General features: G+C 35.3%; 9 protein-coding genes. 4 read left to right on the top strand and 5 right to left on the bottom strand.

Going from position 1 to position 11,999, the window contains the following annotated elements; genetic code table 11:
- Nucleotides 1-17: 17 nt before the first annotated feature.
- The 4 genes from AACW30_RS07445 to AACW30_RS07460 all read right to left on the bottom strand — a co-directional run bounded on the left by AACW30_RS07445 (nt 18) and on the right by AACW30_RS07460 (nt 5,847).
- Entirely contained in the window at nt 18-2,309 is a 2,292-nt protein-coding gene (locus AACW30_RS07445) for a hypothetical protein (RefSeq protein ID WP_200624607.1), read from the bottom strand.
- A 101-nt stretch (nt 2,310-2,410) separates the two neighbouring features.
- Nucleotides 2,411-3,370 (bottom strand): hypothetical protein, encoded by a 960-nt coding sequence (locus AACW30_RS07450; protein ID WP_200624608.1) that lies wholly within the window; start codon nt 3,368-3,370, stop codon nt 2,411-2,413.
- Between the two features lie 132 nt (nt 3,371-3,502).
- Complete coding sequence (locus tag AACW30_RS07455) at nt 3,503-5,374, bottom strand: hypothetical protein (protein ID WP_200624609.1); 1,872 nt, start codon at nt 5,372-5,374, stop codon at nt 3,503-3,505.
- A complete protein-coding gene (locus tag AACW30_RS07460; RefSeq protein WP_200624610.1) occupies nt 5,371-5,847 on the bottom strand; it encodes a hypothetical protein in 477 nt (158 codons plus the stop codon). The genes AACW30_RS07455 and AACW30_RS07460 overlap by 4 nt, the downstream gene beginning before the upstream one ends.
- 501 nt (nt 5,848-6,348) lie before the next feature.
- Between AACW30_RS07460 and AACW30_RS07465 the strand changes: the two genes are divergently transcribed.
- From AACW30_RS07465 to AACW30_RS07480, 4 genes are all read left to right on the top strand, one after another.
- Complete coding sequence (locus AACW30_RS07465; protein WP_200624611.1) at nt 6,349-6,765, top strand: hypothetical protein; 417 nt, start codon at nt 6,349-6,351, stop codon at nt 6,763-6,765.
- Entirely contained in the window at nt 6,766-7,557 is a 792-nt protein-coding gene (locus tag AACW30_RS07470) for a hypothetical protein (RefSeq protein WP_200624612.1), read from the top strand.
- On the top strand, nt 7,526-9,574 hold the full coding sequence (locus AACW30_RS07475; protein WP_200624613.1) for a hypothetical protein: 2,049 nt from the start codon (nt 7,526-7,528) through the stop codon (nt 9,572-9,574). Before AACW30_RS07470 ends, AACW30_RS07475 begins: the two co-directional genes overlap by 32 nt.
- Nucleotides 9,575-9,654: 80 nt before the next feature.
- Entirely contained in the window at nt 9,655-11,328 is a 1,674-nt protein-coding gene (locus AACW30_RS07480) for a hypothetical protein (RefSeq protein WP_200624614.1), read from the top strand.
- A 22-nt stretch (nt 11,329-11,350) separates the two neighbouring features.
- On the opposite strand, the gene AACW30_RS07485 is transcribed toward AACW30_RS07480, so the two are convergent.
- Nucleotides 11,351-11,701: a hypothetical protein gene (locus AACW30_RS07485; RefSeq protein WP_200624615.1), complete on the bottom strand. Its 351-nt coding sequence runs from the start codon at nt 11,699-11,701 to the stop codon at nt 11,351-11,353.
- Between the last annotated feature and the right edge of the window lie 298 nt (nt 11,702-11,999).

The raw sequence follows: 11,999 nt of genomic DNA on the forward strand, positions 1-11,999 counted from the left end.
TTCAATAGGTGCAAGATTTATTTTAATAATATTTTCTTAGCTTTGCTTGCTGCTTTATCTGAATATGCATATAGCTCGCTTTCAATATCTTTGTATTTTGCAACTTCAAATAGTGTGCATACGTTTTCTGTGATTTCTTCACATTTTGAATGCGCTTTTCCAAATACATATATCATTAACGCGAATGACATTATTGTATTTAGCCATGCGGAAATATCAAAACTAAAAATACTTGATATAGTTGAACTGCTTGCAGTGAAATCTATGCTAAAGATTGCTAAGAATGTGAAGCATAGATTTATGTAAATAACATATGACGAAAGGTAGACAATAGGCTCTATTGCTGTGTTGAATACAAGTTGTTTGACTTCGTGCATTATGTCGTATTCACCACCAAAGCACCATTTTAGAGCGGCGCTAAAAGGTATAACAAATATTAGCTGAATGATTGAATATAAGATAAGTACAAAAAAGTAAAGTAGCTTTTTGGAATGGTGATAAAACGGAACTATAAAAGTGGCAAGAATCATAATCAAGCTACCTATTAAGCTGTATTTTACTAACATAGTCGCAAAGCTAAGCGCTTGGTTGTTGTTTGACTTTCCTTCAAACGCAGACATTACAAAAAATATCTTGCTAAGATAGCTCACAGATTCTTTAGCGTTCTTTTCAAACTCACCGAAATTTGAGATTTTCAATGTGTCGCAAGCGTTGAATGAATCTAAACACTCTTTATTGTTCTTAACTAGCATGAGCTTGAAATAATCTGTTTGTTTGAATATTGAAGTCTTAGACAGTAAATTGAACGCCTCAATTTCTACAGGTATTGTAAGCTTTGCCATACTGGTTTCGCCAAGCAAGTGAAGCTGTGTCTTAGTGCCGCTGATTTCGTATCCTTTGAACACTACTACCGCTTTTTTGAAGTAGTCTAAATAATCGCTATAGCCAATATTTTGATAAATCGAATTAACATAGGTCAAGAATGGTGCAAGTAATATCATATTCTTTGCAAACATAATATTTCTGTTTATGTAGTCGTCTAGACTTTTTTCTTCTTCTTTCTTGGCTAACTCGCTAATAGCCATTCTGATTTTTTGAACTAGTATCTTCTTTCTGCTTTTCAATTCTTCATTTGAAATAGATTCTGAAATGAATGCAGCATAGCCGCCTTCATTAACTGCTTGGTTGTTTCGATAATCCAAGCAGTTCGTATCTTTCTTTTCTTTGTTTCTTGAGTCGAATGTGTACACGCACTGATTTCTTCTTACTTCTTCTTGTAGTGCTGCTATTTCGCTTTCAAATCCTATCAGCATTCTTGCAATTTCTTGTCTTACTATGTCTTTCTCAGAGCTTTCAACAAAGCCAAAACTTTGCATTGAAGATAATTTAGTCCACTCCCCGTAGCACCTATTGTTTTGCATTGTATCTGCTGATAAAAGCATGTTGTTATAGTTAACATTAACGTTGGTTTTTGAGTAGCAATCTAGAGTGTTTTGAACGCTTTCAATTGTCGGCCTTCCGTTGAGACCTTTGACGATATTAAACTCTATATTTAAATTCTTTCTATTTGTTTTAGCTGCTTCTATATCCAGATAGTTGTTTATCGCATTTTCAATTATTGCGTCTGAGCTTTCTATAAGAGCGCTTGAAAGTGATTTTTCATAGTTATTTGAATATATGCTAGTTGAAATATTGGTTGTCATGTAAATTGAAGTCATTGAAACCAAAAGATAGACAACGCCCATAATTGCAGAGATTCCAATTATTGCTAGGCTTATAGAATTATCACTAATAAATGGCATGTAGACAATTGCAGCTATAAATATGAAAAAAGTTGGCATTGCGTCTTCAATAACTTCGCCGTTTGGCTTTGTGTGCGAGTTAAAAAGCCAACCCATGATAAAGAAAATTAGCGAAATAACGAACATTGCGCATAGCACAAAAAAAGTAATAAAGTTCAAGCCGGTGAACATTGTTTTTGCGTTTTTGTATAGTTCGCTTGGATTTTCAATTTCAGGGATTTTATGGTCTGTGATAAATTCAATCGGAAAATCAATCGCAGGTTTGTAAAGAAGGCTATCTAAATAACGCTTAGGTAAAGCGTCTTTAGATAATTTTGCGATACACTCAGAAACTGTAGCCCAGCTCAAAGATTTCTTTTGAGAATTTATAATTTGCTTAGTTTCGTTTCTTAATTGCTCACACTGTTCAGAAACAGAGCCGCTAAGGCTAAAGCTAACAGGCTGTTCGTCTGAATAACAAAAGCTTGCGAAAAGCGTGAAAGTCATTGCAATTAAAAATCTAAACATTTAATTCTCATTGTTATCTTATTATTATAATACAATTATTGCATAATACAATATCATTAAACTAATATAAGTGGCTTGCTAGGCCACTATTTATATTAAATTTATTTTATTCCTTTAGCTGTCTTTATTGCGCCAGCAACTTTATCTGCTGACCTATTAACTGTGTTTGCATTTACAGCTAATAATGCCGCTGCTGCTAATCCATTGTCGTGATTTTTACCAAATTTGAAATCAGATATTTGCATTAAAGATTTCAATATTAGCGCAACAGTGTATGCAGCGAAAAGAACGCAAACCACTTGCATTGCTGACGCGATTGGAAAAACACTTGCGTCAACAGCTAATGAAATAAAGAAACCGTCATTTGCTCTAGTGTTTGACACAATTTCAAATAAGCTTGAAATCAATATTGTGATAAATGTTGAATAGAATTCAGATATTAGAATTATGTATTTACCTAAAATATATCCTTTAACTACTAACAGAACTGTTTCAACTACTAAGAATTTGAAAACGTCGAGGTTGAAGAAAAGACCTGACATTATTATTCTTGCAATTAGAATAAATGGTAGTACAAAACATTTAATTAGCATTTCTGCTGCTGTAGTAAAAATCTTAATTGCTAGGCCATAGAAAACTACAGTTATTAATGCTTGAAGTCCAGATACCCAGAGTAGATATGTTCCCAAGATACCTAGCGCAGCCAATATTCCTAAAATAACGTACTTAGGTAATGCCGCCATGATATTGGTAAGCGCCGCAAAACTTGAGCTTCCTGTAATCGAACCAACAACCTCATTAGATTTGCCTAACGCTTCTGAGCCTAATTTTTCAACAATCTTCAATGACACGCCAATTGTGAAATTTAACTTAGCCATTTCAAAATTTCCTAAAACGGCATGACCTAGATTTTGCTTGTGATTGCTACAATCATTACCAGAAGAAGCTTTGCATTTTTCAACTAAGTCTAAGAGGTTTCCAGCATAATCAAAACCAAGTCCAATATTTAACTTTGTTGTAGATACGCTAAATATTATTTCTCTAATTTTCTGCTTAACCATGTTCATGTCGCCTTGTGTATTTTTTGGCATGGTTTGGTCGATAATTTTATATTTTGATTTTTGAATTGTGGCAATGCCGTTATCTAGATAATCAGACAGGTTAATTTTTTCGTCAGATATTGCTTGATTAGATTATTCTGTTCCTTTTTTGGCAGCAACAATCTTCTCATTGAGATATGACGAAGCAGTGTTAAAATCTAAATCGCCTTCGATAACTATTTCAGGAATTATCGTGCTATTTGCTTCTAGTAAACTAGTTCCGTCGCTCGCTTTTAGGCTTTCTAAAAATTGTAGTGACTGAAACGTGTAGCCATATTCAGAAAATTGAGACGCCATGAATTTTGATTTATATCTTTCATAAAACATACCAACTGCCAAATTTCTAGCGTCATAAACTGTCATTACCCAACCAGTTATAGCTATCTTCATTTCTTGTACAATCTTAAATGAAGTCTCTCTTTCTTCTTCTGTGTAACTTGTAGTCGGAAAGATTCCATTTTCATTTATTGAAACACAGCTAGTTTGTAGTGAAGTAAAAGCATTCGTTGCTTTTGTAGCGTATGAATTCATGTACGGTACTTCACCGTTTGAATTAATAATTGCTGTCTGTCTTGTCAATGATTCTGTAGGAAGATTACATTTCAACTTTAGAATTTCATTCGCGGCTTTCAAGGCGTCTTCATAAATCGGAAGAATCTCAGTTTTGCTTGTTCTACTTGAACCAAGTAAAGAATCTCTACATTTATTGATAGCTTGAAGCCCTAATGTCGGCTCAGCGCCGGGAATATCTTTTAATGTTGTTGTCCAAATGGAGCTTCCAGAATTTGAATCGATAAGGTCAGTTGCGCACTTGAGCATATAGTCAGCAGCGGCTTGAACTGCTGCTGTGGGTTTTACTTTGTTATAGTCTGCAACATATCCAGAGTTCACCATACTCATTCTTTCTGATTCTGTAGTCCCCTTATAGCCGCCGTACTGTGATTTAACTGTGCCTTCTGGTGTATCAACCACTTTATTTAGCATTTGAACAACAGCAGGTACGTTGTCTATTATGTCGCTGTTAGCATAGCTCTTACCTATCGGATTCAAAGCTGGATACAAAATCTTCGCATTGCTGTAAGCGTGTCCATAAATTTCTTTTTGATACTTATAATTGTCTACACATTCTTCAATGTGATTGAATTGAATCTCTGTGTTTTGTTGTGTTCGACTCCAATCTAACAATGAGTTTTCTGTGTTGTTCATTGTTTCAACCAAGTAAAACGGCTGAATCTTGTTACATGAATAAACTCTCTTGAAGTATTCAGTCACACTGATTTCTTTTCTACTGCAAATTAATATGCAATCAGATTCATAATCATTATCTAATTTTCCATAGGCTGCTTGGCTTATGTATCTTTCAGTAAATTCATTTCTTAATGCAACTTGAATCAATCTGTTAGCGAATACGTTAGCGTTTACAACGTTGTCTGTTGTGTCAATCTTTGGAGCAAGCGTTAACATTTCTTGATTGTGTATTGACTCTCTAAAAGAGTAGTTTGCAGAAGATATGAAGGCCCTGTAGGCGTAATTGCTTATTGCCATTGAAATTGGTTGATAAGCAATTATTGCGCTTGCAATGATTGCGGCTAACGTAATTATTAGATTCCTGATTGCGTTTTCGTTTTCTTGCCTTGCGCTCTCAATCAACCAGTATAAAGCGTATAGTCCTAATGTAAGCGCAATCACATACCACAAAATAATTCCTATATACTCACCAAGCATTACTAGAGCATTGTTCTCTTTATCTACAGAAAAATCTCCAATTGAGAACAGATAGTTCTTCATTCTGTCTGAAAAGTCTTTTGGGCATATCTTCGGGCTTGCACCAGTCACAGCATAATTTTTATCACCAATGGTTTCGGAAACTTGAGCGCAATTTAATGTCACGTCATTAGCATATGCAGTGGCAGAAAAATAAAGGAATAGAAACCCGAAGATTAAAAGTATTGTCTTTCTAATCATAATTCACCAGCTTTCATTTTTTGTTTTTCTTTTATTCGTCTAATTAGCTCCCTTCTTTCTAATTCTTCTTCACTCTCAGTTGTTGAGATTGTTTTAGCTATGCTTTCTTCTTCTAATTCAAATTTTTCATTTTCTGAAACCTTTAGCTCGTTAGGTTCTTCTGTTGTGCCAACAGATTCTATCTCGCCGTTGGCTGCTAGCTCTAAATTCACAGCCTTTAGCTTGTTTTTAGCCTTTAGTTTTCTTTGAGCTAGAATCGCTCTCATAAGCGCGTAAAACACAAGAGAAAGGACAAATGAGAACGCTTGAGGAAATCCAAGCATAGGCAATATCATTACTAGTAAGGAAGAAGGCAAGAGGCACAAGAATAGAATTTTTTGCTTAACGTAATAAATACCGTTTTCTTTTTCTTTTTTTATCTTTTCGTCTAGATTGTTTCTAAGCAACAGAAAGTCCAATATTTTTGATTTCATAATAATTATTATTGTTAGTTAATATTATTGTAATGTAAAAAAATAATAAATCAAATGCATATTTATTTGGCAATAAATACTTTGAATATTCTCAGCCTCTAACGCTCTTAAACAACACCAGAGAAGCCCCTAGAAGCTCTCTCAAGGTCATATCTCAAATCACCGACGCCACTGTGACGCCCTTCATTCGACGCCACCACGACGCCACACCCACGACGCCACCGAATCGACGTCACAATATTTTTTTCAGAAAGCCTAAAAAACGAAGCTTTAAATAAGAGATAACTTTATAACGCAAGATATGAGAAAAGTGGCGTCGCCATTTCCCCAGCAAAACTGCCGTTCTGCTTAAATATTTAGTTTTCTTTTTTCATTTTTTCATTGTTATCTGTTTTTAAAATCTCTCATATTTGACATAAAAGTATTTTGTAGTAATTTGATAAATATCAGGTTTATAAATTATTTGTAATCTTGAAAATAATAAATATAGGAGAAATAAAAATGGCTATAAGATATAACAGTGAAGAATATTTAAAAGCGAAAGATAAAGTTGTAGCAGAAGCTCTCAAAGAAGTAAGAAGCTCAGTTCAGTATCAGAGCTTTATTGACAGAATCGAAAAGAGAGAAGAAGCAATAGTTTCAATGAATAAAGAGCTTGCTGAAAAGTCAAAAGCTTTGATAGCAGGTGGAAAAAATCATAGAGAATTGTTTTCAAAAGAACTTGCAAAAATGGAACCGAAGTTTCAAAAGATTGAGTCTGAAATTTCAGCACTGAAAAAGGACATTTCAGCGCTTGAAAACAAAGCGACGACTAATCATGTCATGGCGTTGATTAAGTCTTTAGGAGCAGAACATTTCTTAGCAGTTCATGAGCTTTATAAGTTTGACCCTAACGATACAGACGTTGAGGTTGTTTAAATGAAAAAACAAGGACGTGTTGATTTTAGAATGAATCAAAAAAGCAAACGTCTTATTGACGGTATGGCAAAAGCGCTTGGCTTTATTAACTCAAGCCGTTTCGTGGCTTTTGCTATTACTGACAAAGTAATCCCTATCAATGATAGTGAAGCGAAGAAAACTCGTATAGGCGTTGTGGTAAGCAACTCCGCTTCTAACAGAAGCCAGCTCAGAAAGATATTTGAGTCAAAAGTAAAGGCGCACGCAAACTACGAAAAGCTTGTTGTTATGCTAGACGAAATCGACAAGACGTTGAGAAAAGAACTGTTGACCAGTGCGCAGAAATTCAGCAAAACATTTTCAGCGCTTGAATATAGCAATGAGTTCGCTGATTTGTACGCGCAATTTCAAGTTTCAGTATATGAAAAAAGCGACTATACAAGAGTTAAATATATTGGCTCTGACTACAATTCGTTTGAGCAGTTCAAAGCTGATTTCAAGCTAGACCGCATAGCTTTAGAAAGTGTCCGAGATTTGAAGCTTCACCAATATTTTTGCAGGCGTCTTTTACATTTATCTGTTGAAACAATCATTCTCAAAGAAGACGATTTATTTTTAGATAAAATTAGTGTTTTGTTCATGAGTGTCAACAACACTCTAGAGCTTTATTCTACAAATCTGAAAATCGGTCAAGACACTACAGAGGCTTTGTCATTGCTCAGAAATAAGACGATAGAAATTTACAGAACGTGTGAAGACAAAAACAAAAAAAAGGAGAGTAATGCTAATAATACCAGTGCCGCAGAAATATAAGAAAAACAAAATTTCAAAGGGCGTAAATCAAGAAATCGTGGATATGGGAAACGCAAGCAGAGAACATAAAGCTTATTGTCAATTCAGAGACAAAATTATGTATGTTCTTACAAAGAAAGTTGGTGAAGACATAGACTTATCAATACTGAAAAATCGCTGTAAAGGGTTTAGTCATAACATTCCTTTCGGTAAAGAACCTCCAAAATTTGACGGTGTAAACTTCAAGGATTACCAAGAAAAATGTAAGCCGTATGCTGAAGAACTTGCAAAGTTAATGATTATGACTGAAATTAAATATTGTATAGATAACGGCATGGATAGATACGATAATGTTGGGATTATTGAATACAACTATTCATTCACGAATGAAGAACTTGAAAAGTCTATGGAGGCTCATACTTTTGACGAAAGGAGGAAAGCAGTTGAGAAGATAATTCATGCTTCTGTTAAATGGCAGCTTGGGCCAGATTATAAAATTATAATAATGCCACACGCCTATAAAGACAAAACAACAGACGTTCATGTATTTGTTTCAAGATTCTCAAAAACAGGCGAGTTTTTAGAAAATGTAAATAACGCTCAACGCTGGCAAAATAATCAAAAAGTTACGGGAAAGAAATTTCCCGGCCTGATAATCTCAGAGAATCTTAAGGTTGGTAAATTTGACAATAATCTTGCTGAAAGGAAGTTATCAAAAAAAGATTTTGATTTTATATCCTCAGTGGTTAATTCAACAGACTTTAAATCAATAAAAGATTTCTCTCACCCTGACATTTCGTTTAGATACGTTAGAAAGAACAAATACGGCGCAGACGACTACGACAATAGAAAGTACAGTTTAAAAAAGTCGTATATCAAAGAGCTTAAAATAATGTATAAGGGGCTTGAGTTCGACCAATCTTTGTTAGATATAGAAGCCGAAAGGAAGCTAAAATTTATTAGAGAAGCTGACAAGATTTCAGAGCTTTTTGGTATTGATTTGTATGACATGAAGAATCACATTAAAGCAATTCACGCTAACGCAACAGACTACAAAGATTTCAGTGAAAAGCTTTTAGAAAAGGGCTTCGACGTTCAACCAAAATTCTTCAGCAAAAGCGGTAAGTTTCAGACTTTCAAAATCTCACACAAAGGTTTTAAGAAGTTTGAGACCAATGCAACATTCTTTGATATTGAAATAAAAAAACACTTTGGGCTTGATTTTGCTAACAAAGAAGACTTTGATTTACTCTTAAATCAAGCGATTAAATCTAATGCTGCATATGCTGAAATCAGTTCTTCAAAGCTTCAATTAAGACCCGGCGAAACAGTAGAACAATGGCTTGAAAGGCTCAAGCAATACGACAGCAGATTTTCAAACCTAATGAGAAAGTCAGGCAACAGCTACTATTATAAGGACGGTGATATAGAAGCCTTCGTAATCGACTTCCAGCGCGGCACAGCAACGCTTTATAAGCCGAATGACTTCACTATCAAAGCTCTTGCTGATTTGTTCGTCAGCAGAGGCATAGAGAGCGTAGAACTGGGAGGCTGTGACAATCCTCAACACCTACAAAGCATACTAAACATTTTCGCTAAAGCTGGGATAGAAGTCACTGGCCCGCTTGTAACAGAAGAACACAAGCATGAATTAGAGCGCTACAAGATTGAAACAGCAATGAGCACTCACGCCCACGAACTAGACCGCTTTAATAAGCAATGCGTTGATAAAAATAGCAAGCTCATAAATATCAAACCATTCATGACGACTAATCAGAAGGTTTTCACGTATGAGAATATCTATGCAATGCTTCCTTACCTTGCAGAATATGGCGTTGAAATCAAAGATTTGGATATTAAGCACTTCGCAGAAAAGAAAGATTATTTGCTGAATAGATACGCGACAAATGAAAGCGTAATCAAATACCTCAATGGAATATTTAAACTTGATAATATGACAACAGAAGAGAAAAAAGATTATCTTGAGAAACGAACAAATGCTAAAGGTTTTGACCAAAAATCCAAGGCGAAGATTTGATTAATTCTGTAGCAATGATACAATAATATTAGAGAAATCTTTTGATTTCTCAAATCTAAGTAATAAAAACAAGGAGAAATATGGCAATACTAAGAGAGCAATTCGATTTTGAAAAAGACAACAGATTGAAGCCAGCGGCAAAGCAGTTAATCAAGCAATATCTAAATCTAGCAAAATCCTCAGAAGCGTTAAATACACCGTTTTCAATCCCAAACCACGTATCAGATACAGCAGTTGCTTCTGTGTACATAACACAGAATCTTAACAAGCCTGAGTTTGCAATATTCAACAAAGACAAATACAAGAATGGATTGATAGACGCGGTTGAAAAGTCAGCACAGCACATTACATTTGGTAAAGATTCTTTAGGTAAATATAGAGACAGTTTCAAAGATACAGAATCTAGAGAAGCGCTGCTAAATGACGTAATTAAGTTCGATAAAAACGACGCATTTACTGGCACACCAATATTTCAGATTGCAGGATTTATCACTAATAACCCAGAGCCTAAACTAGTAGGTTCAATCTCTTCAAACCCGACCGTTGAGCCTGAATATACAAATGCAAATGCAGTTATCGGAAACGAAAAGCCGCAAGCGCTAGAAAGCAAATTGAAAATTCTTGATAGATACTACAACAGAAATAACAACTATGTTGAAGTATTCAAATCAGCAAGAGAAATTAAGATTGATTCTGAAAATGGTATCAAGCCAAAAATTACGCAAGAAGAATACAACATAAGGCTTAAGGCACAGCAAAAGTATCTAGAGTTTATTAACGAAAATAATATTATTGCCGGTAATAATAAGTCTAAGCAAATGTCAACAGGCCGTGGGTTTGGTACAGCTTCTGAACTTTTCATTGGTGAAGAAATTAGACAGATAGTTAAGTTGGAAAATGGAAAGCAGCAAGAAAATATAATAGGTCATTTCAACCCTATTTCTAATGTTTATTCAATGCCGCCGAAACAAGAAAACAATACTGTTGCTTATGAAGCTCAAGCACTGGCGTTTAAAATGTCCGGGGCAAAAAAAGCTTATTTCAATAGTGTTCCAGAACCATTAGCTAGAGGCGAAAACTACATTATCAAAATGCATAAAGCCCTTGAAGCAGCGGGCATACCTGCTAATGATATTGTGATACCGAAAAAATACGCGCACCTTGTAGACCAGCTTAAGGGCGGTTCAATTAGCTCTGTTGCACCAGTCGAAGACGTTATTGAAAAAACGATTGAAGCGGTTAAAGCAAATCCTAAGAGCAATGTTCTTGACTTTGCAACACCAAAACCAGAACCAAAAGCTGTTAAAGACAAAGAGGAAATCAAGGTTAAAGCAGAGCAGGAAATTAGGAAATTGCCGAACGACATGTTTTTACTTGAGAATCAAAAACGTGGCCCAAACGGCGAAAAAGAATACAGCCTATACGCAATCACCGGGAAATCGAAATTAGATAAAGCTTCTATTCTCATGGCTGTTAATCAATTCATTGCAGACGACCCAAAACTAAAAGACCAGATAAAATCTACTTTTCAAACTGCTGTAGTGAGTTCAGATAGAGCTTTGTTGAAGCAGACAGAGAAACCATGTAAAGAAATTCTTGATACTATCAACAGCATTAAGAACGAAGTTACAGCCGCTGTTAAATCTGAAAGTCTTTCTAAACCAGAACCAACCGCAGAGGAAAAAGAGAAGACAGCACAGATTCAAAAAGAAGCTATGGAAAAAATGAAGGTGCGAGGCGCAAAAAACAAGTGAAGTTCTACAAAATAAAAAGCCCTCAGAAGGGGCTTTTTTCATATCTGCTGATTAGGTCGAAAACTTTTCGATATGCAGAATCGTCAACAATCGAAAACAAAGCTTCTTTTTCGCGCTTGCCTTTTTCGTAAACTACAATCGCGCCTAAAAATTCTGACGTGTACATTATTGCAATTAGGTCATTATCAGCTTCTATGACCCTAATTGAATTATCAATTGTCGTTTGTTTGTTTCTCAGAATTAATTCTAGAGCCTTGTTCTTTATTTCTTCTAAATACTCAACTTCCGTTTCACGTTCGTAATTGGTTTCTTTCACGCCTTCTATCATGAGTGTGTAAGAATAAATTTCGTTAAGCAAATGTTCTTGTTTCATAATTTCCTTTTTTCATTATTGTTTCTATTATTTTATACCCTCATTATTTTTAGTCAAATTTCAGACAAAAAAAAGCCGCCTGAAAGAGCGGCATAAAATCACTTTGGAAAGTGTTTGTGTGCTGCACCAGAGCGCAGCAAGCCAACATGTTAACACACTGGCCGTCTCTACCGGGCAGTTAGGTCTATGCCCTGTATAGGGCAATCACGGGCATTCACGGGCAGTTAGGTCTATGCCCTGTATAGGGCAATCACGGGCATTCACGGGCAGTTAGGTCTATGCCCTGTATAGGGCAATC

The sequence above is a fragment of the Pseudomonas sp. MF6747 genome, from assembly GCF_963890955.1.
Lineage (GTDB): Bacteria > Pseudomonadota > Gammaproteobacteria > Pseudomonadales > Pseudomonadaceae > Aquipseudomonas.